This is a genomic window from Bartonella sp. LB28NMGDW (assembly GCF_042194435.1).
Classification (GTDB): Bacteria; Pseudomonadota; Alphaproteobacteria; order Rhizobiales; family Rhizobiaceae; genus Bartonella; species Bartonella grahamii.
This window is the reverse complement of record NZ_JBHIMX010000004.1, coordinates 111,495-135,923: the sequence shown is the minus strand read 5'-3', so window position 1 is coordinate 135,923 and position 24,429 is coordinate 111,495. Positions and strand designations below refer to the sequence as shown.

Genomic DNA, 24,429 nt, shown 5'->3' with positions numbered 1-24,429 from the left:
ATTTATATAAATCAGAATATACTCTTGTATGTTTATTCATAAGATTACGCATATTTCATGCATTTTTTTCTTTTAATGCATCGAATAATTTCCCTTTTAGCTTCTTTATGAAAAGACGCAGTATGTCGTAAAATTTCTTTAGTTTCAAGATTTCTCATTGCCCCTTATCATTTTAGAAAACCCAATCTGTACTGATAATCAAATCAACCGAAAACTTGGCAATCAACAAAAGACCTAGCAATAACACTTGAATTTAAGTCAAAATCCTCAAAAATTCGAAAAGCATAAAACGACTTAAGTCACAAGCCTTATGTCCTCTGGATAGTGAAATAACTTCCTTCATTCCTATAGCACTCTTTAATTTCCAAGCAAGAATCAAGAAAATGCCTTATATTTGTGTATACTTCTTTGCTTCTATAAACTCTCTCACAATAAGATGGCAATCTTGTAAACAAAAAGACATAAACGGAATAAAAAATTTTTCCTTTCATTATGGTTTCAACAAAATGAGCAGTCATAAACTTCTTTACCCTCATGGACGTGGTATCACAAAGAACTCATTTTTTATATTTATCAGAAATAAGTTATAATCATAACATTCTCTCTCGTTTCTAATACGTCTAATCGAGAGCATCTCATTTTTTCATGCGGCATCCTTAATCGGTTATTTTGTTATTAAACAGGCATAATTTGACTGACTTCTTTTTCCTAAAATAAAAGTCCCAAAATACAGGATAGATTTTGATTTAAGAACTATACTCTTTCCCTTCCATTAAAAAATAAAGAAGCGTAGTATTGTCATAAAATGATAATTAATAAAACTTTTATATGAAACTCAACGTTGTATCTATCTTTCAATTCAATCTGCAATAAGCGTATTCTTCCAATTAATTTTGGCAAGTTTATCGCTCATAATTGTTTTAATAGATACAAAAATATTTGCAGAAACTGGGATATCTGTGCGCATTTTAAAAAATCGCTTTTTTAAACATTTAAACCAAATACATACAACGATACGAGATTAATTTTTACGAAAATTAAGGGAGGTTTTATTTTATCATCTAGAGCCTTTTAGAACTTCCACTCTCTAGAAAAGTGATCATCTTTTAATCAAAAAAACACTTTGATTTATAATCATAATTGATCGTTTTGTAATTTGCATAAAAGAATCAAATATCATTAAATTTTCTCCATTTTAAACTTATTTATGTTGAGGAAATCACAACTATTTGCTCTCACATCATGAATAGAGGTAATATTGATAAAACCTATTTAAGAAGAAGTCAAAATGCCTTTTATGAATGCTCCCAAATCAAAAACTATCGCAATACTAGAAACTGGCAAATATCATGACAATATCGACCTCAGATTCACAAGAGCAGAAATAAGCTTCTACAACTTTCTTTATTTTCAGTAAAAATGCGCACCTTATAAGCTTTTATATATTGAATAAAATTCAATGACTTTTATAAGATCTTTGGTGCAAAATTAATTTTCTCAGATGATTTGACTCGATTTCAACGACTAATGAAAAAACAAATCATAGCTCATCGATTTGCTATGTACTCATAACAAATTTTATTCTAACAAGACTAAGGTTTCTGCGCCTTTGTAAAGGTATTAACTTCTTTATAAATGCACCCCCTTACGAGATGATTTTGTTTTCAGTAAGAGCACGTCTGCTCATTTCAATCATTGCATCCCGAAGATGTAACTTAATTTTTGACCCTATAATCATTCCAAAGAAAGGAGAAAATAAACCAGACATGGTTACAGTATGACGAATTTTGTTATTTGAAGAACCCGATTTTGTTGAACAAATATATTCATGATCAAAACTCATACGTGTAAAAGGAAGTTTAGCATAATCAGAAAAGAAAACATTTTTTATAACTTTATCAAGTGTAAAAGTTACTGTAGGTCCCTTTCTAGGTTTCATGCGTCCTGTAGCCCCTTCTTTGAAAGGACCAGAAAGTTCTACCCACTCAAGTTCACTATCCCAACAAGGCCATGATGACACATCTTCCCATATAGCCCAAATTTGCTCAGCACTCGCTTCTGTGTTAATTTCTTCGCTATATATCCATTTAAACATGATAATCTTCCCTGTTTTAGAAATCATTTAGTTTTATTGCTTAAGAATAATATAAAAATTATTCTTAAAAATGTAATAACGATAACACACTTAATACTTTCAGATTTACTTAATATAATGATTAACTCACTAAGCGATATTAATAAAATAAACACACAAATGTTCAGTATAAATGAACACTATTGTCTACCTTAAATAGAAAATATCTGTTTTAAGTTCATACAATAACAAAGATAAAAGTTACGCACTATTTAGGATATAAATGCAGACTGCATAGTTGAAAGCTTTCAGCTGCTAATGAGATGTTGATGATTAATGTGCAACCGAAAGAAATTAGACAAAAAGGTATCATAACTGTTGTCGTGAAATATATATCCTATTGGAGAAAAAACATTCATCGGTAGTAAAGCTAATAATACACTAAAGCTTTGACAATGTGTTACACTTTTAATGTAGATGAAATTAACAAATCAGCATATAACTTACAAAAATTAGCAGCAATACATACTGCTAATTTAGGTCTAATAGCATTATACCTCAAAGCAATTTTTGGCTAGACAAAAGAACAGATGGCCCCTCTATATTAAAGGGCGTATATTGTAAAAACTCGCTCTTGAGGCTATAAAAAACTTCAAAAAAAATAAGAGATTGAGACAAAAAACATAATGAAATAAAAATTCATCAATTTCTTTAACATCAAAATCTTTTATTTACTTTCTGCTTAACCTTTTAAAAACCATATAAAATGAAGAAAACTGTAAAGAAGCATTTTTTCATCCTACCGGATAAAAACAAGAACTTTCTCAAGATGTAAGCGATCGTAATTTATAGAGACGGATTGCTGTCTCACCATAAAAACGCTCATCATCTAGATAAAAGACGTCAGGTAAATGAATCATTGTATCTTTCTTTTCTTCAAGTATGAAAAGTGTATCAGCTTTTGCCCACCCCCCTCGCAAAGCTTCTACGAAAGCACGTTCCCCTAAACAACGGCTATAGGGAGGATCAGCGCAGATAACATCAAATGGAAGCATAGTGCCAATATTGCCAAGTTTGGTCGCATCGCGACGCAAAATCCGTCCTATCGACTGTAATTCAAAGGCTTCTATATTTTTTTGAAGCAACGCCCGCCCCTCAACCGAGTTTTCAACAAAAACAGCCGCCTTTGCTCCACGTGAAAGTGCTTCGATGCCTAAAGCACCAGTACCAGCAAAAAGATCAAGAATACGTTTATTGGTCCAAAATTGTTCTTCACGGCTAGAAAGAATATTAAAAAGGCTTTCACGTGTACGATCACTCGTTGGGCGAATCGACTGATTAACAGGCGAAAACAAAACACGACCAGCAAATTTACCGCCTATGATCCGCAAGTGAGCCTCCAAATCGCTTCGAAGTTTTTCCACCATCCCTATGTGGTTTAGATTTTTTCATAGCACCACCAAACGATTTTACCTTTTTCTTTCTCTCAAAAGAATGCTCCTCATGTCCACTTTTTATCATTTTCTCTTTATCCTTGAAAAAGCGATCTTTCTTACCAAAGGGATGCGTCTCGTCATAAGATGTTTTGCCACGTTTTTGAACAAAACTTCCCCTCTTTTCTTTGTGTAACGGACTTTCTTTTAGTTTTTCCTTGCCTCGATGAAAGGATTTTTTACCATCCAAACCGCTCTTATGATCATGCGATTTCTCCTCACTATAGGAAGGCTTTCTACGTGTACTCTGGGGACGCGCACCAGGAGCCATCCAAACATTAGCACGGCGAGAACGCGGTAGAAAACGCTCTGCTTTTCCTTCCTCACTTTTCTCCTTCTTTACATTCTCATGAGACTTTGTACTTAATTGCGCGCGACTATGTTCAACAGAACCATCTCTTGGTCGGCGCCGTATCGCCCTTTCACTTGAGAAAACCCAACCATCATTTGCAACAGAAAGATCTTTCTGGCTTTGCTTTTCTGCAACAACTGCAGAATTTGAAAAGGGTTTCAGAATAGGAGCATCAAAATCTGCATTGGCTTGCATAATCAAACGCTCCCCCAACTGATCTCGTAACATCCGCCCTTTTAACTCTTGCACGGCTCCTTCTTCTAAATCAGAGAGATGAAATGGACCATAGGATACACGGATTAATCGATTAACTGATAATCCCAATGCCCCTAAAACATTCTTTATTTCACGATTTTTTCCTTCACGCAAAGCGACAGAAAGCCATACATTCGACCCTTGTTCACGTTCAATTGATGCTTCAATCGAACCATAAAAAATACCATTAATCGCAATACCATTTTTAAGGTTATCCAGCGCACTCTGTTTTACTCTTCCATGAGCACGGACGCGATATTTGCGGACCCATCCTGTTACAGGAAGCTCTAATACACGCGCTAAGCCACCATCATTGGTTAAAAGCAAAAGACCTTCCGTGTTAATGTCAAGCCTTCCAACAGAAAGAACACGCGGCATTCCTTTTGGTAAGTTACTAAATACTGTAGGTCTGCCTTCAGGATCACGGTTCGTGGTGACAAGGCCTGCTGGCTTATGGTAAAGCCATAAACGCGTTCGTTCTATAGGAGGTAAAGGTTTGCCATCAACTTTAATAACATCAGAGCGGCTAACATTAAAAGCAGGCGTTGTCACGACTGTACCATTCACAGAAATACGACCTGCAACAATCATCATTTCTGCATCTCGACGCGAAGCAATACCAGCACGCGCTAACCTTTTAGCAATTCGTTCACTCTCATTATTTTCATTCATTTGCGTTTCAAACCAATCTTTGCCAGTATGTTCAGAAAATTATTCACATGCACCATACCGCTTATCCTGAAAAAGGAAGTAGCATAATCATTTATCATTTTCTATCCTTTAACGACAATAATGTATCTGTCGACTTGCAAGTTTGTTTTAAACTCTTTAAAAATAGAGGTATTCCTTTCATTATAAAAGCGTAATAAATTATTCATTCCATAGCATTCCTTATCGAGATAACCTTTAGATTTTCTATACCTTCAGTAGAAAGAATATTATGACTTTGACGCCCATGGAAATAGCTCTTTTAGAAGCGCAAGGGGCTGCAAAAAAAGATGAAGTTCCCGTAGGTGCTGTCATTACACGTGGAAAAGCTATCATTGCACGCGCTGGTAACTTTATAAAATCTGCATATGACCCTACAGGACACGCAGAAATGCGCGCAATCCGTATGGCTTGCAAAACATTGCAAAGCGAAAGGCTTCCTGATTGCGATCTTTATGTAACACTTGAGCCTTGTGCTATGTGTGCTGCTGCCATTTCATTTGCACGCATACGACGTCTCTATTATGCAACAAATGATCCCAAAGGGGGTGCTATAGAAAATGGTCCACGTTTTTATCAGCAACCAACCTGTCATCACAAACCTGACATTTATTCTGGTTTTAAAGAAAAAGAAGCTGCTCAATTACTTAAAGATTTTTTTGTACAAAAGCGATACTAAAAAAAATTCTTCTTCCATAACTTTCACTCTTTAAAAACTATCCTATTTCTCAAACAAGATTATTAATACTTCTGATATATATAGCAAAAGCTACTTCAAAGCATTTTTTCTCTCTTTTAATCCTGCATATTGCTTCTACTAGATGATACATTCATTCATAAGAATAATTCATTATTTTATATAATAAAATATAAAGTCCAACATATCGTAGATATCCTCTCATTTCAAATTACATTGAAGCAATAAAAATCACTTTCTTGCATATCATAAGCGGGATTATCGTCTAGATAAAGAACGTTTTAGAAAAGATTAAAAATGTCTCTTATGAAGGCTCTCAAATGCAAGAATTGTCGCAATATTAGAATCTGGAAAATAAAATGATGGTATCAGATTTCTCCTTCCTAAGCATAAAGCTTCTGGAGCACAATAGATTTTACGTTATACTATCCACATGAGCGATGTTGTAAAATGAGCTTGAGAAATTTTTCGTGTTAGGAAACGCATAAGGACTCTCTCGATGCTGTTGTCATATTGCTATTTCATGAGAATAACACCCCTCCTACAGCAGCATTATAACTGTGCGTGAATGAGAGCTTGGTACCATAAGTAATTGGAAAAATACTTTACTTAAATATTTTGTTTTTCCCCTATCGACCAATAGGTGCAGTTTTTGCAGGTTGGCGATAACTTAAAGGTGGTTCAGTGAGGTAGCGACGGTATTTTGAACTTCCAACTTGTGCTCTCTGACGACGTAAATATTCCTGTCGTTGCTTTGCATTCAACTGTGAAGGATTTTCTGAACCAGCACCATTAACTGACGATCCTTTGTGAGGAAAAGGAGTATTTCCTTGATGCTTCTTCGATGCTGCCATTTCATTGACAGATCTATCTTGTTGCGGCACCGGCAAAAATCCGCGCGAACTAGGGCTTGGTATTACAAGTTTTGGATGAGGTTTCATAACAATCTGGCTGCTGTTATTTGTTGGTGTTAATGAAGTAATATTAGCAACATCTTCAAAAAACTGTATCGAAACTGGTTTATCGGTACCATAGGTAGGAGCGGATAAATTGCATCCCGTCAAAACAAAGCACATCCCTAAAATTCCTATTGGAAATATTTTTATTTCACGTTTTCTCACTGCCTATTCCATTCCCTAGGTGTATGGCTGATTAATATTCCCGTTATTTATGAGAGAACGGTCCATACACAAATTTCCCCCCTGCAGATAAAACAACGGAATTTTTCTCGTACCACAAAAAACTATATTCATCAATATGAGAAATTTACTTGCATTTAATCTAAAATTTTAAATCTTGCCAAGAATCTGCAATTCCCGCAAAGCAGCTGCATCACGAGCAGATACATCCGGATAGGCAGGATCACTCCCAACATCTTGTGTATAACGCCATGATCGAGCACATTTTTTTCCTAATGCCTTCTCTGGATATACACCAACACCTTCAACATCACTCAAAGTAAAAGCATCAGAAGGTATTGTATCCTGCGTAATTGTGAGTGCACTGGTAATACAGATCTCCGCCATATCCACATTTTCTAATGCTTCCCGTAAAGCCGGATTGGAAATAAAAACAATAGGAGCGGCTTCTAACGAGGATCCAATACGCTTATCAACGCGCTCAAGCTCTAAAGCACCTGTGACAACTTTACGGACCTGCCGAATTTTTTTCCAACGCTCAGACAAAGATTGGTTTTGCCATTCTTCTGGTACAGAGCGAAATTGTTCCAAATGCACCGATTGGCTTTCTGGGTAACGCTCTAACCAAGCTTCCTCCATAGTAAAAGGTAACATTGGAGCAAGCCATGTTACCATACGCTCAAAAATCTCACGGACAACCTGCAAGGAGGCCTTGCGTTTTTTTGATGAAGGCGCATCACAATAAAGAGAATCCTTGCGGATATCAAAATAAAATGCCGATAACTCAATGATTGAAAAATCCAATAATGCACGCATAATCTTTTTAAAATCAAATTCATCGTAAGCGCGATTAATCAACTGATCAAGTTCAAAAAGCCTATGCAATATAAATTTTTCAAGATCCGGCAGTGCGCCATAAGATATTTCTTCTCCATCATCATATGCTAAAGTTCCGAGCATCCAACGAATTGCATTGCGTAGTTTACGATACGAATCCACATTTGTTTGAAGAATTTTTTTGCCTAAACGCTGATCTTCCCAATAATCAGTTGTCATAACCCAGAGACGAAAAATATCAGCTCCAGATGTTTTAATGATCTCTTGCGGAACAACCGTATTGCCTAAAGATTTAGACATTTTCTTACCATTCTCATCCAAAGTAAAACCGTGTGTGATCACTGCCTTATAGGGAGAGCAAGCACGCGTACCACAGCTTTCCAAAAGAGAAGATTGGAACCATCCGCGATGTTGATCTGAACCTTCAAAATAAACATCAGCAGGCCATTTCAAATCCGCCCTATCTTCCAACACAAAGCTATGGCTTGCTCCAGAATCAAACCAAACATCCAAAATATCATAAACCTGTACCCAAGGCTCATGTGCACGCTCACCTAAAAAACGTTCACGTGCTCCTTCAGCAAACCATGCATCTGCCCCTTCTGCTTCAAAAGCCCGTAAAATACGCTCGTTCACACCTTCATCTTTTAGAATAACACCATCCTCATTCGCAAAAATACAAATAGGAACACCCCAAGAACGCTGACGAGAAAGAACCCAATCAGGACGATCTTCTATCATAGAAGCTAGGCGGTTTTGACCAGAAGACGGCACAAAACGCGTTTTTGAAACAGCTTCCAAAGCCCGACTACGTAAAGTTGAACCATCCCCAAAATCTTTATCCATTGAAATAAACCATTGTGGTGTATTGCGAAAAATAACGGGTTTTTTTGAACGCCAACTATGGGGATAGGAATGCTTTAAACGCCCCCGTGCAAACAATCGATCTGCTTTAATTAAAGCGTTAATGACCTCTTTATTGGCATCACCCATTTTTCCATTATCATCAATAACACGCGCAGGTCCTCCTTTACGATCTGATCCTAAACCTGGAACATCTTTCGTATAGAACCCTGCATCATCAACAGGAAACGGTATAGACGAATCAATCCCCGTTTGCTCCAGTAAGGACTTATAATCATTCCAAATTTCAAAGTCCTCACGCCCATGGCTTGGTGCTGTATGGACAAAACCTGTACCAGCACTCTCTGTTACGTGCGAACCATCAAGCAATGGAATTTTAAAGTTATACCCCCCAGCCAAACCTTTGAGTGGATGAGAAAGAACAAGAGCTTTCAATTCTTCAGCAGAAATAACACGCAAACGCTTCAAAACAAGTTTGGCTTTTTCTGCACAAATCATTGCTAAAGCGTCTGCAAAGAGAAGCTTTTCTCCCACTTGAGGACCAAAATCATTTTCAGCACTTTCAACTTCGTAAATACCATAAGAAATCTGTGAAGAATAACTCACTGCACGATTGCTTGGAATTGTCCACGGCGTTGTTGTCCAAATGACGACATAAGCACCATATAAATCATCAGAATTTGCTTCAAAAACAGGAAACTTAACCCAAAGCACCTCTGATTCATGATCATGATATTCAATCTCAGCCTCTGCCAAAGCCGTACGCTCTACAACAGACCACATCACCGGCTTGGAACCACGATAGATCTGATCTGACATAGCAAATTTTATCAATTCACTGGCAATGCGTGCTTCTGCATGGAAAGCCATTGTAGTATAAGGCGTGTTAAAATCTCCCATGACACCAAGGCGTTTAAATTCTTCACTTTGAACGGTTACCCAATGCTGTGCAAATTCACGGCATTCTTGACGAAACTCGTTAAGCGGTACCTCATCCTTATTTTTTCCTTGTGCTCGATATTTTTCTTCAATTTTCCATTCAATTGGAAGCCCATGGCAATCCCAACCAGGTACATAATTTGCATTAAAACCGCGCATTTGGAATGAACGGACAACCACATCCTTTAAAACTTTGTTTAAAGCATGCCCAATATGAATATGTCCATTTGCATAAGGTGGACCATCATGAAGAATATAAAATGGACGATCTTTTGCTTGTTGGCGCAATTGCGCATAAAGCCCCATATTTTCCCAACGCGCCATCAATTCAAGCTCTTTTTGCGGAAGCCCTGCACGCATAGGAAAATTTGTCTGTGGGAGATAAAGAGTTTTTGAATAATCTATTGTTTCATTTTTCACAGTCATTGTGAAATATTCCTGTCCACTTTTACGATTTCATTTTTGCATAACTTCCCTGAACCCTGCAACTCTGGTTTTTATCTATAGGGAAAGCCGAGCTTATCATTCGTATTAAGCAGCGATCAGGAAAATATATCATCACACTCTATGGGCTTTATCATGAAATTCACAAGAAAAGAAACCAAAAAGTGATCTTTTAAAAAATAAAGGCTCCACTAATAGTGGAGCCTCTTAGAAATTTACTCTTTAAAAAATTAGAATTTATAAGCTACACCAACGCGGAAATCATTGGTTTTGTAGTTAACTTCAAGTTTTTCCTTTGCAAATTTCTTTTTACCAAAATCAGAGTAACGATATTCTGCACGTACAATCACATTATCCAGAAGCGAGAAATCAACGCCACCACCAAGTGTGTAACCAATCATGGTTTTTGTTTCATCAGCTAAGTTCTTAGAAGAAACGACTCTTCCATCCTCATCCTTAACGGATATTGATACAGTGTCTTGGAACTGCCCATAAGCAATACCACCAGCAAGATAAGGCATAAAGCGATCAGCAGCAAAACCAATACGTACCCGTGTAGCACCACCCCAATTTTGTTTGAAAGTATGACTTAAAGTTTCAACTTCATCCTCTTGATCAAGACCAAGTTCAGAAGCCAGCTTTTTCATTTGTTCTATACCATATGCACTGGAATTGTTCTTATCCACCACTTGTGCACTTTGTGCACCGTGTCCAGCCATATTCTGTCCACCATGAGAACGAGAAGCATGTGGATTAGTACCCTGCGCATGAGCGCCAGAGCCATGCCCACCTGCATGAGATGCACCATACGAATTAGCATTTCCGCTAGCTCCACTTTGGGCTCCGCTTGTTCCATTGGAAGCTTTTGCTGGTTCAGAGGATGATCCTGATCTCGCGAGTACAAGTGTCCCTCCGCTCGGTACTGTTCTTTCTGCTGCTGATTGATTTGATTGTCCTGCTGCTGATTGTGACTGTTGAGCTGCACTTGCTGATTGAGCTGGTGCGGTTACACTAGATTTTACCAGTGTAGGTTGTACTCGTGCGGACCCTACTGATACAGTAGCTGATCGCGATGCTGACTGCACAGATGATTGTGATCTACCTACCCCACCTAACAATGCCCCTCCTGTATCTGATCTTCCCAATGAGGACGATGCCGCTTGCACTCTTTTAGGGGAGGTTGGTTGTGCTACTGACGATGCAGATGGTGGTTTTGAAACTCCTGATGTTCTTTCTACCGTCACTGTTTTTCCTACTGTTGTATTAGCACTGCCAGTATTTCCAGTTGTTGCTGCTTGATTTGATGGTGCTGCTCCTGCTTGTGTTCGTTGAACTGCATTTACTGATCCAGCTGGTGCTTGACTGGGTTGCGTTGCAGCAGATTGTTCTGACGCGGATCCTGCTACTGAAATCCCTACTGCTGTAGCTCCTGCACCAGCAGCTGTTCCTGACGCAGGGCTTGCTGCAGGTGTTCCTGCACCCGCAGATCCTCCTGAAGAGGCTTTTGGTGCTGGTGCCGGTGTTCCTGCTCCTGCTTGCGGAGCTGGGCTTGGAGATGTTTGTAGGCTTGCGGATCTGCGGGATCTTACGACTGCATTTTCTATTGTAGTGTTATCAGCCGCACCTATGGTAATTGTCTTTGTGTGTTTTTTACCAGATATCATTAAATCCGTATCGACACCAAAAATAAAGTTATCACCGAGATCAATATTAGAACCTGCATAAAAACCACCTACAAAACCCGAAAGTTTAGGAGAGATCTCTTTATCTAGTGGCAAATTCTTTTCTTGATCAACAAGAGCTATGTCAGATTTGCTCGAAAAACCACCAGCTTGGACACCTAAATAAAGACCTGTCCATGAAAAAGTAGGCGCAACAATGGTAGAAGATGTCGATGGTGCTGGTTGATGAGGAATCATAACATCAGCAGCTAGCGCTGTAGACGCTGAAATTAAAGAAAAAATAGATGCTGTTATTAAACGTTTTGTATTCATAAAATCTCTCCAAATATCCAAAATGAAATGTATATAGAGCATCTTTTTTGAAAGATCTGTAGCAAAAATGACACACTCACAAAAAAATAAAAATTTTTTGAAAATAAGGCTTCTTAAACTTTCAATTTTGCATTCAATGAGAATTTGTAAACTAAATCACACCAGAATTATGTGTCTTAAAGTTGGATTCATTTTCATTAAATTTTCGCATAACTGTTAATGATAATATTCTTTATAAATTTCTTTTTACCGAAATTTGAATAACAGTATTCTGCATGCAATAAACTATCATCTGTCATTGCAAAATCAATGCCAACGAAAACAGTGAAATCAAATATTGCCTTTTTTTTAAAACCAAGCGCCATCAAAGTTTCATCTATTTATCAACATGATCTACTTTTGGTGCTTTAGCGATAGTATTTTGTATCTAAAATTAAGAGAAACAAAAGACTTATTCAAACACTCGCAAAAAAACTTTTAGATTCTTTGCGTAAATATCTTCATCATGACACATCGGTTTAATTTATAAGGATAATTTATTGTTTTTATGTTGAATGAAAAAACTAATACTGTAGGATTTTATCATTAAAAACCTGTTCTATGTTGTATTAATCAAAACCATGTCTCTCGATAGCGGAAACAGTCTGTGGACAAAAAACATTAAAAGAATTTTAAATGCCTCTTATGAACGCTTTTAACAGCCAAGGTCTGTCCACCAACATTGGTGGCTGGCAAAGTTGTATGATGATGCTAGCTTGCTCTTTTTATTAAGCGTGTAACGATAGTGGTGGCCTATAGATTTTATATTATTTCATTGGGAGGTTTTACCGTCTTATATCACTCACGGATACTGACATGAAGTGGGCTTGATGTACTTTGAAAAATATTTCTTTAAAACAAATGTGTGAATACACAACAACAAGTGTATTCCGTTTGGGGCGTTCTGTTTTGCATGAGGAGTGTGATCCCATAAAAAGAATGCAATAAACAAAAACGTAAAGCTAAATTAAAAGAAGAGGATAAAGTTGAAAACTAGTTTTTCTCTTTGTTACTTCATATGCTTCCCCAATGAGACTGTATTTCCCAAAGCTTACTCCAACAGATATATGTAATACGCTCACTCTAATCTGGTATATACAGAATAAATTTAATCACTGGTTATGATCTTTTCCTATTTCTGAGATTAATTGAATACTTTTCACTTAGGCGTAAAATGATAGCCATGATATAAGATTTTATGTAATCAGTAGCTATAAAATCCATATATACCACCAATTCGCCCTCTATAATATAAAACTTTTTTCTTTAAAGTCTTATAGCACAAAATGATACAAATAAAAATAGAAGGGATTAAGAGATATAGAATAGAGAGCTAATAAAATAAAGGCCCCGTTAAACGAGGCCTTAGTATTTTTTATGCTTCTAATTTCATTTTTACGAAATTAGAATTTGTAAGCGACACCTACACGGAAGTCATTGGTTTTGTAATTGAATTCACGTGTATCGTTTGCGAACTTCTTTTTACCAAAATCGGAGTAACGGTATTCTGCACGTAAAAGAACGTTGTCTGTCATTGCAAAGTCAACTCCACCACCAATAGTGAAACCAAGCATTGTCTTCGTGTCATCAGCCCAAGTACCACCAGTCAAATCTATGGCTTGCTTAGCCTCTGCGTCTGGCACTTTTTCATCCCCGTCAGCTTTCTGCTCAACTTTAGCTCTCTCTCCTTTTCCTGCAACGGATTGAATGCCCTGTACCTGCGCATAGGCAATACCACCAGCAACATAAGGCATAATACGGTCAACAGCAGCAAAACCGATACGGACGCGTGTCGCACCAGACCATTTTTCTTTGTAACTGTGCGTTTCTGTTACCTTGTCACCTTCTGCAAACTGCTGCTGATCTTTTAGTTCAACCTTAGCTTTTTCAAGGGCAGCATTAAAATTTTCTGCATCTTTTTCAGTAAGAGTCAATTCACGGGCTTTTTTTGATTCTTCACGGCCTGCCCAAACTGCATCGGTTTCAACCCCGAGAATGAGACCATTTCCGAGGTCTACGTTAGATCCGGCATAAATACCACCCATGAAACCAGAAGGACTAGGTGTGTTATCTTTTTTGAAAAGTTCTTTATCCGCTCCTGGAATAGTTACTTTAGTTTTACTCGAAAAGTTGCCAACTTGACCACCAAGATAAAAACCCGTCCAAGAAAACGAAGGGGCTGCTGCGATAACTGCTGGTGCGACTTCATGAGGGATCATCACATCAGCAGCCTGTGCTGCAGAAGCTGAAATTAAAGCAGCAGCAGAAGTTGCTATTAAAGATTTTGTATTCATAATTTTGCTCCTAAATTAACTATAAGATGACCTTACAAGATTATAGATAGAAAAGCTGTAGTAAAAATGTCACAGTCATACAAATAAAAGCCTAGAAAACAGCGGTTTTATAAAAGTCAAGATCTCTTTAAAATTTAATTTTTTATTAATACTTTGTATTCATAATTGCGCTTTTGATGAAATTAGACCTTGTAAGCGACACCTACATAAAAGTCATTGTTTTGTAGCCTAGTTTAAGGTAATCTTTTTTAAATTCCTTCTTACCAAAGTCTGAGTAGCGATATTCCGCACGAAGAAGAATATGATCTGTCATCGTGAAATCTATACCACCACCAAGGGTAAAACCCACCAACGTTTTTGATTTATCAAATACCGTAGCAGCAACTTCTTTACTTGACTTACCATTTGCCGACTTTTTTGTTTCTGAAACTTTATCGACACCTTGTATTTGCGCATAGGCAATACCATTGGCAACATAAGGCATAATGCGGTCAGCGACGGAAAAACCAACACAAACCCGTGTTGCACCAGACTATTTTTCTTTGAAACCAATACGATACACTGCTGTGTCACCTTTTTGAAACTTTTTATTTTCATCCAATGTAACACCAGCAATGCAACACCAGCATCTTCAAATTCATCATTAAAATCATTAAATTCGTCAATCGCAAGAATCTTTGAGACCGTCTTCGTCTCTCCTCGGTCTGCCCAGACTGCATCGGTTTCAACACCTAGAATGAGGACATTTCCAAGATCTACATTAGAACCTAATTGGAACCTAAATAAATACCACCTATGAAACCTCAAGGCTTAGGTAGTCCATCTTTATCTGAAGTTTTTTCTTTTGTCTCTAAATCAAATACATCAATTTTGACTTGAAAAGTTGCTAACTTGACCACCAAGATAAAAATCTATCCAAGAAAACGAAAGGGCTGTGATAACTGCTGAGACTGTTTCACGAGGAATGATAACATCAGAAGATTGTGCCACAGAAGCTGCTGCCATAGCGATAATAGACGTTTTGACTAAAGATTTTATATTCGTAAACTTTGCGCCTCATTTATTTAGAGGATAATGCTACAAGATTACAGAAAGAAAAGCTGTAGTAAAAAATAATACAGTTATAGAAAATGGAGGATGCACTCAAAACAAAATCGCTGCATGACTTTACAACGTTATTAACTTCACTCCGTACGAGAATTCGTAAGTTAACTTATCGATTTTGAATGTAATTATTGCCTGTCGTTTATGAAAATCTTTTTACATCTCCAACAAATATGGGGTGTGTAATAATATAACAGAGGCTCTGTCTTTGACAGAGCCTCTTAGAAGTTTATTTTGTTTTTTACGAAATTAGAATTTGTAAGCTACACCAACACGGAAGTCATTGGTTCTGAAATTATATTCTTTTTCTTTTGCAAAAAATTTCTTTTTACCATAGTCCGAGTAACGGTATTCTGCACGCAACAGGACATTATCAGTCACAGCAAAATCAAGACCGCCACCAATAGTGAAACCAACCATTGTTGCTGTTTCATCAGATGAACCTGAAACAAAAGTTTTATCCCCTACCTTCACTTCTCCATGAGCAGCCTCTAGCTGTGTATAGGCAACACCTCCAGCAACATAAGGCATAATGCGGTCAGCAGCAGCAAAACCAATACGTACTCGCGTAGCACCAGCCCATTTCTGTTTAAAACCAACAGCTTCTGATACATCCACAGCTTCTTGTGCACCTGCATTTCTAATACTTAAACTCTTTACAGTTTCAGTTCCACTAGCTGGAGGAGTTTCAGTTCCACTAGCTGGAGGAGTTTCAGTTCCACCACCTTGAGGAGTTTCAGTTCCACCACCTTGAGGAGTTTCAGTTCCACCACCTTGAGGAGTTTCAGTTCCACCAGCTGGAGGAGTTACAGTTTCAGAAGCTACTCGCACATCCTTTTTGCCAGACCAGATCATATCTGTTTCAACACCTAGTATAATGCCATTTCCAAGATCAAAGTTAGATCCTGCATAAAAACCGCCAATCAAACCTGAAAGCTTAGGTGATAAGTCTTTAAAAATTGAAGTCTCTTTATCTTTATCTTTTAAGTCAATTTTACTTGAAAAACCACCAATCTGACCACCGATATAAAAGCCTGTCCAAGAAAATGAAGGGGCTGAGATGACTGCTGGGGCTGTTTCACGAGGGATGATAACATCAGCAGCTTGTGCTGCAGAAGCTGCCGCTATAGCGATAACAGAAGTTGTTACTAAAGATTTTATATTCATAAACTTTGCTCCTAATTTATTTATGAGCACAGTGCTACAAGATTACAGAAAGAAAAGCTGTAGTAAAAATGATACAGTCATAGAAAATGGAGGATGCGCTCAAAACAAAATCGCTGCATGACTTTACAACGCTATTAACTTCACTCCGTACGAGAATTCGTAAGTTAACTTATCGATTTTGAATGTAATTCTTGTCTGTCGTTTATGAAAATATTTTTATATCTCCAATAAATATGGAGTGAGTAATAATATAACAACAGAAAATAATAGAGGCTCTGTCAAAGACAGAGCCTCTTGGAAGTTTATTTCGTTTTTTACGAAATTAGAATTTGTAAGCAACGCCAACGCGGAAATCATTGACTCTGTATTGAAGTTCAGCTGTGTCTTTAAAGTATTTCTTTTTACCGTAGTCTGAGTAACGATATTCTGCACGCAACAGAACATTGTCTGTCATTGCGAAGTCAACACCAGCACCAAGGGTGAAACCAACAAGGGTCTTTGTTTCATCATATACGTTACCAGAAGCAATAACCTTATTAGCATTATCAGGCAACAAACTATTTTTTTTCACTTCAATTGCGGAAATGCCCTGCATCTGCGTATAAGCAACACCACCAGCGATATAAGGCATGATACGATCAGTAGCAAAACCTATGCGAACGCGTGTAGCACCAGACCACTTTTCTTTCATAGTAATACTTTCGATGTATTCATCCGCGCCTTCAACTTCTAGACCATCGTTCCTTTTGATCTTAGCATCATCGAGGAGTTTATTAATTTCCTCAACACTTTTTGCAAATCCAACAACCCTTGTAAGGGAGTTAATTGTGTCTTTTTTACCAATAAAAGAGACATCTGTATCCAAGCCGAAGATCACACCATTGCCGAGATCAACATTGTAACCTGTGTATAGGCCACCGAGCATACCGGAAAGCTTAAGATCATGCCAACCCAAAGTGCTAGAACCTTTGTCAGATTTCATTGAACGACTACCAATCTGAGCACCAAGATAAAAACCTGTCCAAGAATAGGCAGGAGCTGCTGAGATGACTGCTGGGGCTGTTTCACGAGGGATGATAACATCAGCAGCTTGTGCTGCAGAAGCTGCCGCTATAGCGATAACAGAAGTTGTTACTAAAGATTTTATATTCATAAACTTTGCTCCTAATTTATTTATGAGCAAAGTGCTACAAGATTACAGAAAGAAAAGCTGTAGTAAAAATGATACAGTCACAGAAAATGGAGGGCACATCTCAGACAAAAGCAATCCATAGTTTTGTTTTGTACGAGAAACCGAAAGATATAATATACAAATAACTTATTGATTTTAAATGTAATTATTGTTTATTGTTTATGAATTTTTTTAAGAACATCTGAATAATATCTTTCCACATCCACAATAAATTATGTATTGTGTGATAATATAGCAACAGAGAATAACAGAGCCTCTGTCTTTGACAGAGGCTCTGTTATTTAACTTACCATCTGTTAAAATTTGTAAGCAACACCAACTCGGAAATCATTGGTTTTGTAAGATGTCTCATATTTATCATTTGAGAATTTCTTTTTACCAAAATCAGAGTAACGATATTCCGCACGGACAATAACGTTATTGGTCATAGCTAAATCAACACCAGCACCCAGAGTGTAACCAACAAGGGTCTTTGTTTCATCAGACAAGATACCAGAAGCTATTACTTTATCTGAATCTTTGCCTGTTATTGAAATCGATGCAGTATCTTGAAGCTGTGTATAGGCGATACCACCAGCAACGTAAGGCATAATGCGTTCAGCTGCAAAACCAATACGTACACGTGTCGCACCAGCCCACTTTTCTTTAAAAGTGAAACTGTGGGTCCGTTTAGCACCAGCTTCAAGCGCATCTTTACCAATACTAATTCCAGATTCTGTTAATATCTTCTTAATATAATTGATATGACCTGGAAGAATAACATATGTGTTTCCTGTCTTCGTGTCATCTTTATTAGACCACACGATATCTGTATCAACACCTAAAATAAGGCCATTACCGAGATCAACGTTGGAACCTGCGTAAAGACCACCCATGAAACCAGATAGTTTAGGCAAAAGGTCATCCGGCGCTGGAATCTTTTTTCCGTTACTGAGAATATCCATTTTCGTTTTACCCGAAAAACCACCAATCTGGCCTCCAACATAAAAACCTGTCCAAGAAAAAGTTGGAGCAACAATAACGGGAGCAACAGGTGTTGGACTTGGGGGAACAATAACATCTGCTGCTTGTGCTGCTGAAGCTGAAACAAAAGCGAAAGCAGAAGCTGTTATTAACCATTTCATATTCATATTTTCTCTCCATAGCTGAATATTTATTTGAACACATCGTTTCATATAGAGCCCAAACTTCAGATATCTGTAGCAAAAATGATACACTCATAAAAAAAACAAAAAGCCAATCAAATCACCTTTGATTGCTTGATCTGTAATAAATGAGAATTGAACTATGCCAATGTACAAATGATTGTCTCTTGTCACATTTGCTCTTCTTTATAAATTTTTCAAAAATATCTGCGTTATCACCGTGGAAAGCATGTGCTCTTGTCTAATGAAAAATTATCCTTTTATATTAAATTCAAATGCTCTCATCTTAAACCATTGTATATTCAAGCAACAAAAATCATCCCTCTATACATTACAAACGAGCAAGTATGTGAAACCGTTAAAAAACTAAAAATGTCACTTATGAATGTTTTCAATAGCAAGAACTGTCAAATGCAACCGTTCTATTTAAATTTATACAAATAACGTTTTTACCTTCATCCTTCGCATAACCAAATATGAAAACTATGTATTCGTTTTTTTCATAAAAAGGATGCTTATTTCAAACATAAACTTGTATCGCACAAAATAAGACTTCCAATAATCCATGGATTGAAACAAGATCACATGCAACTTGCCTGCTCTTTATTTTTACTTTAGGCATTTATTGTTTTTAAATATTTACCATTTTTTTCTTCTTTCAACCTTATAGTAAAGTCTTTTTCAGAGCTTCAGCCTTATTTGTAGGCTATCATTTCATACTCCATTACAAGACTAAATTGAAAAAAATGCCTAAAGACAAGAAACTGGTATGATAAATGCTGACATCTATATTAAAACTCTCCCTAAAGCAAAAAAGATGAGAGATCTTTCTTAAAGTGTTCACACCAAACTTTGCTTTGAAAGTCATTAATTTGGTAGAGCAAATATCTGATATTTTGAATCATAGACAAATAAAGAATATTTTATAAAATTCTGTAGTCACATATCGTAAGATTCTCTCATTCCAAACTGGTTGCATGTCGCAATCAATCAAAATCATTCGCTTGCACATTACAAGCAAGAAAAGCCGTGTCGATAAAAACTGTACAAGAAAGGATTAAAAACGCCTCCTTATGAATCGTCTCACATACCAAAGGCTGTCACAATATTGAGAACTAGCAAAGTGTGTGATGAATGCTGGCTTTTCACCTTCATAAGCGTAAAGGCGGTAGTACTCAATGGATTTACCATTATACCTTTCATAAATGGCGTCGCGAAATAGGCTTGTGAGCATTGAGAAATGTTTCTTTAAAACAAGCTCACGTAAGTATGCAACTCAATGGCGTTTTATTCCTTGAAACACACCAAGATCAAAAGTTTAACATTAAAATAAATACTTGGCTTTCTTCTCGATTTGGATGAAGCGTCCTATCAGACCCTGTCTGCAAATAGTCCAGATTTTTGTCGAGTGGGTTTCATTTAGCTTCCCATTCATGTAATTCACTTAACCAAAGATTCCCTATAGACAAGTCCTTCACTAATCCCACCCCATACTCTAAAAGCACTTATCAAGGCGTTTTACATGCCTTATATAACCACACTTAAAATGACGATCGGCATAACAAAATAACCCGAAATCTCTAGGCTATATTCATCTAAACCCATGAATTTTGTAACGACTGGTTGCTATTATACAGTACTATTCGTTCACTAAAATCTCCCTGCTCGTATCTTTTCCGAACAGTACTCTTCATTCTCACCGTATACAATTATAACACCATTTAAAAAAATAGCTCCCCTCCTGTTTTCAGGTGATAATATCTCTTTTCTTCATTTTTCGAGCATACGTTACAGCTCTCAATGTTGTTTTCTCACTTTTTAAAAACTCATTGGACTTCGTGTAAATAGGTTTGGTCGTCCTCTTTTCCCTAGTCCTTTTTTAGGATTATATCCTCTTTTTTTACCAGAATGTGACACAGGTACTAACTTAGCTGCTGTTATGTATTCACTGTTATTTGTGCAAGAAAGTTCTATTTGAAAAACTTCAGATAATACCTTGCGAAGCTGTTCACCAGAAAAAAGACCTATTGGAGGAACAGCCGAAGATGCTCTCTGTATAAGGTTTTGAGACGCTAAAAAACTCGCACCCTGAGCGATAGAGATTGAAGCAAAAGTAGCAAAAGCTGTAATAAAATATTTTATGTTCATAAATTAACCTCATTAAATATCCATAATGGATTTTACCTAGTGCCTTCATTGCAAATTTCTAGAGAAAAATAATATGTTTATAGATAAAAAGTGAAAATCCTTACAAATAAAGCTTTGGAGCCCTTTTGATTTTAAAATAAAAGCAAATTGCCCTGCTCTACCAACATAGAAATCACTTATTGAGTAATAAATTAAAGGCACGAAGTATCGTCTGAAAATAATAAACTATACGAGCCTCACATAAACAATTGATTTATAAATATAATGTACATTTCCTCACACAAAATGAGCCCCTAGAATATCAGAATATTCTCTCATTCCAAACTTGTTCATTATACATTAAGCAAATTTATTCGCTTCCACATCATAAATGAAGTTTGTATAGAGATAAAACTCTTGAAAACAGGGGGATTCTTACGAATCTATTTAAATGCAAAAGCTATTGCAACGTTTTGACTTAGTAAAAAGCGCTCTTGCTGACTTGTTTCTAGCACACTTTTCTAGGAGTTGCTCTTTGCATTGTTCAGTGCAATCGTAGTTATCTGTATACATTAATCATATAATATATTGATTTATAATGATAGTTTAGCGTTATTCATATTGAGTAAAAACCCTGAATACCGTAAGATTCTCTCATCCAAATCTTTTTCATGTTGAATCCATCAAAACCATTTGATTGCATGTTACAAGTGGGGAGAGCTGTGTAGACAAAAATAAAAAAGACTAAAAATGCCTCTTATAAACCATCCCAAGTGCCAAGAGCTACACAACATTGGGAGTTGGCAAATTGTGTGATGGTAGCGGCTTGTTACTCCATAAGCGTAAAGATGGTAGCGGCTTGTTACTCCATAAGCGTAAAGATGGGAGTGCTCAACGAATTTTATATCATATTTTGGGGCTTTATCGTTATACCACTCATAAGCGCCGCCGTGAAATGAGCTTGGGTGCCGGTTTATTTTAAAAAAAGCACATGAATTAGCAACACAAATATATTCCGTTTAGGGCGTTCTGTTTTACATGAAGAACGTAAATCCATTAAAAACGTGAGAAACAAAAGCGTGAGGCAATGCGTAATCTCTATTATTTAACAGACATTGCTTTAGATACTTTTGAAAGTCGTAAAGCAGAATTAAAAATGATGGTAAAGATAAGATTTGGTTTTTATATTTACGCCTTCATATTTTTTCCCAATTAGGCTGTGTACTGGTTTCAGAGATTTAGGTCTTCGAACCTACCATATGTTTCAAAACTCTCCTCAAAATTGCTTTTTTCAAATAAAAGCTGTTACAAAAGTAAAAAATATGAATTCGCAAAAGTACTTTGATTACCTAAACTTCAAATGAAATAGCACTTAAGAATTTATTATAACTCTTATCAGAAAAGATGAGAGGATAAAATGCCCATAATGTACAAGCATTTCATCCTCTCACATCAATAATTAACTCCATTAAAAGCCAATTTTAAAGTTAGCTATGCGCAAAAATATCAACTTCCGCCCATCCTAAAAGATCAAGCCTAGCTCTCATAGGCAAAAATTGAAAGCATGCCTTGGCAACATTTTCTCGCTCTTCACGTCTTAAACGTTCTTCAAATATAACCTTTAAACGATGCAAATATAACACATCCGACGCAGCATATTCAATTTGTGCCTGTGATAACGTTTCTGCCGCCCAATCCGAAGATTGTTGCTGTTTAGAAATATTCACATTCAGCAATTCATTACAAATTTCTTTCAAGCCATGACGATCCGTATAAGTACGCGTGAGTTTCGAAGCAATCTTTGTACAAAAAATAGCCTCTGGCATAACACCAAATGTATGCGCTAAAATCGCAAGATCAAAACGCCCAAAATGGAATATTTTGATGACTGCGTTATCTCCAAGAAGCTTGACCAAATTAGGTGCACTCTTTTGTCCTTTAGCAATTTGTATAATATCGGCAGTACCATCTCCAGAAGAAAGCTGAACAACACATAAACGATCACGATGGGGTTGTAACCCTAAAGTTTCAGTATCAATCGCAATGGCGTCAGTTTTATAATTATCTAAGTTTGGTAAATCACCTTGATGAACGCGAATCTCAGCCATTTACCCTCCTATTTGCGAAAGCAGCAAGAATACGCGCCCAAGACCGCTGCCCCTTATGAAACGATTTTAAATTATACTTTTCATTAGGCGAATGAATACGGTCATCAGCCAGTCCAAAACCAACCAAAAGAGTTTCCATACCAAGAATTGACCGAAAATCTGCTACAATTGGGATCGAGCCCCCCATAGCTGTCAAAACAGCAGGCACTTCCCACTCTTGTGATAAGGCATCCTTCGCCTCCTTGATAAAAGATGAATCATCAGAAATCTGAAGTGCAGGAGAAGAACCGTGATTCTTAAATTCAACCTTACAATCAGCCGGAATTGAGCTACGTACATAATCACGCAACGCTTGGCGTATTTTCTCTGGATCTTGCTTATGCACCAAACGACACGATACTTTTGCACTCGCTTGAGAAGCAATAACCGTTTTCATCCCTTCCCCTTCATAGCCGCCACTAATACCATTAATTTCCATGGTAGGACGTGCCCATACAAGCTCTAAAATGCTCCGCCCTTTTTCACCAGCAGGAATGGAAAGCCCTATAGGACCAAGAAAATTTTCAGCAGTACAATTAAGTTCATTCCATAACTGCAAAATCTGTGGAGGTGTTTCTTCTACGCCATCATAAAAACTAGGAAGTGTTACCCTATTATTTTCATCGTGAAGTCCTGCTAAGATTTTCGTTAGAATACGAATGGGATTAACTGCTACTCCTCCAAAATAACCAGAATGCAAATCACGATTCGCTGCTGTAATAATTATCTCTTCTGCCATAATTCCCCGAAGAGAAAGAGCAATAGATGGTGTATCCGCATCCCACATTGACGTGTCACAAACCAATGCATAATCTGCCTTAAGTTCATCTTTATTTTCTTTTAAAAAAGGAATAAGGGAAGGAGAAGCACATTCTTCCTCACCTTCACATAAAATAGTAACTTTAACAGGAAGATGCCCTGTTTCTTTCTTAAATGCACGACATGCTTCAATAAAAGTCATCAACTGACCTTTGTCATCCGAAGCTCCACGAGCACAAATAACTTTCTCTCCATCTCTCTCTTTTAAAGAAGGTGTAAATGGATCATCCTCCCATAAACTCAAAGGATCAACAGGTTGAACATCATAATGTCCGTAAAACAAAACATGCAAACAATCATCCGAAGGTCCTGGATGATGCCCAACAACCATTGGATGACCCGGTGTATCACGGCGTGAAGCCTCAAAACCGATGCTTTTTAAATCCTCTACTAACCAATCAGCTGCTTTACGACATGCATCCTTGTAAGCCGAGTCTGTAGAAATCGATTGAAAACGTAAAAGAGAAAAAAGGCGTTCAAGGCTCTTTTCTATATTTCCATCAAGATGTGTTAGTACTTTATTCAGCATAAAAAAAACCTCTCAAGCCTTGTGTAATTATACTATAGATACGACGACTTTAAGCCTCTTGTAAGATTTT

Annotated in this window: 14 protein-coding genes and 2 pseudogenes; 2 read left to right on the top strand and 14 right to left on the bottom strand. The window is 37.1% G+C overall.

Annotated elements, in window-relative coordinates:
* Positions 1-1,645: 1,645 nt before the first annotated feature.
* From ACFIKG_RS04115 to ACFIKG_RS04105, 3 genes are all read right to left on the bottom strand, one after another.
* Complete coding sequence (locus ACFIKG_RS04115; RefSeq protein ID WP_375626831.1) at positions 1,646-2,095, bottom strand: hypothetical protein; 450 nt, start codon at positions 2,093-2,095, stop codon at positions 1,646-1,648.
* Positions 2,096-2,898: 803 nt separating this feature from the next.
* On the bottom strand, positions 2,899-3,465 hold the full coding sequence (gene rsmD / locus ACFIKG_RS04110) for a 16S rRNA (guanine(966)-N(2))-methyltransferase RsmD (protein WP_375625702.1): 567 nt from the start codon (positions 3,463-3,465) through the stop codon (positions 2,899-2,901).
* Positions 3,446-4,846: a pseudouridine synthase gene (locus ACFIKG_RS04105; protein WP_375625701.1), complete on the bottom strand. Its 1,401-nt coding sequence runs from the start codon at positions 4,844-4,846 to the stop codon at positions 3,446-3,448. Before ACFIKG_RS04105 ends, rsmD begins: the two co-directional genes overlap by 20 nt.
* Before the next feature lie 268 nt (positions 4,847-5,114).
* Here ACFIKG_RS04105 and ACFIKG_RS04100 point away from each other — a divergent pair, with 268 nt between their 5' ends.
* Positions 5,115-5,561 (top strand): nucleoside deaminase, encoded by a 447-nt coding sequence (locus tag ACFIKG_RS04100; protein WP_375625699.1) that lies wholly within the window; start codon positions 5,115-5,117, stop codon positions 5,559-5,561.
* 647 nt (positions 5,562-6,208) lie between these two features.
* Here ACFIKG_RS04100 and ACFIKG_RS04095 read toward each other — a convergent pair.
* The 9 genes and pseudogenes from ACFIKG_RS04095 to ACFIKG_RS04055 form a co-directional block, all read right to left on the bottom strand.
* Entirely contained in the window at positions 6,209-6,700 is a 492-nt protein-coding gene (locus ACFIKG_RS04095; protein ID WP_375625697.1) for a hypothetical protein, read from the bottom strand.
* Between the two features lie 168 nt (positions 6,701-6,868).
* Positions 6,869-9,784, bottom strand: coding sequence for an isoleucine--tRNA ligase (gene ileS, locus ACFIKG_RS04090; protein ID WP_375651815.1), 2,916 nt, complete (start codon positions 9,782-9,784; stop codon positions 6,869-6,871).
* Between the two features lie 248 nt (positions 9,785-10,032).
* A complete protein-coding gene (locus ACFIKG_RS04085) occupies positions 10,033-11,796 on the bottom strand; it encodes a porin (protein ID WP_375651814.1) in 1,764 nt (587 codons plus the stop codon).
* A gap of 1,442 nt (positions 11,797-13,238) precedes the next feature.
* Entirely contained in the window at positions 13,239-14,129 is an 891-nt protein-coding gene (locus ACFIKG_RS04080; RefSeq protein ID WP_375626822.1) for an outer membrane protein, read from the bottom strand.
* Positions 14,130-14,311: 182 nt separating this feature from the next.
* Positions 14,312-15,134 (bottom strand): annotated as a pseudogene (locus ACFIKG_RS04075) (outer membrane protein).
* Between the two features lie 348 nt (positions 15,135-15,482).
* Entirely contained in the window at positions 15,483-16,400 is a 918-nt protein-coding gene (locus ACFIKG_RS04070) for a porin (protein ID WP_375651813.1), read from the bottom strand.
* Positions 16,401-16,722: 322 nt separating this feature from the next.
* On the bottom strand, positions 16,723-17,553 hold the full coding sequence (locus tag ACFIKG_RS04065; RefSeq protein WP_375651812.1) for an outer membrane protein: 831 nt from the start codon (positions 17,551-17,553) through the stop codon (positions 16,723-16,725).
* Positions 17,554-17,888: 335 nt separating this feature from the next.
* Positions 17,889-18,722 (bottom strand): outer membrane protein, encoded by an 834-nt coding sequence (locus ACFIKG_RS04060; RefSeq protein ID WP_375651811.1) that lies wholly within the window; start codon positions 18,720-18,722, stop codon positions 17,889-17,891.
* A 1,833-nt stretch (positions 18,723-20,555) separates the two neighbouring features.
* A complete protein-coding gene (locus tag ACFIKG_RS04055; RefSeq protein ID WP_375651810.1) occupies positions 20,556-20,885 on the bottom strand; it encodes a hypothetical protein in 330 nt (109 codons plus the stop codon).
* A gap of 729 nt (positions 20,886-21,614) precedes the next feature.
* Here ACFIKG_RS04055 and ACFIKG_RS04050 point away from each other — a divergent pair.
* Positions 21,615-22,103: pseudogene (locus ACFIKG_RS04050) on the top strand (hypothetical protein); the annotation flags it as partial.
* A gap of 248 nt (positions 22,104-22,351) precedes the next feature.
* Here the strand turns inward: ACFIKG_RS04050 and ACFIKG_RS04045 are convergent.
* Both ACFIKG_RS04045 and ACFIKG_RS04040 read right to left on the bottom strand, forming a co-directional pair.
* Positions 22,352-22,972 carry a ribonuclease D gene (locus ACFIKG_RS04045; protein WP_273787818.1) on the bottom strand — a complete coding sequence of 207 codons (621 nt, stop codon included), beginning with the start codon at positions 22,970-22,972 and terminating at the stop codon, positions 22,352-22,354.
* The gene (locus ACFIKG_RS04040; RefSeq protein WP_375626811.1) at positions 22,965-24,359 is read right to left on the bottom strand and encodes a M20/M25/M40 family metallo-hydrolase; all 1,395 of its coding nucleotides are present in this window, start codon (positions 24,357-24,359) and stop codon (positions 22,965-22,967) included. The genes ACFIKG_RS04045 and ACFIKG_RS04040 overlap by 8 nt, the downstream gene beginning before the upstream one ends.
* Positions 24,360-24,429: the final 70 nt, after the last annotated feature.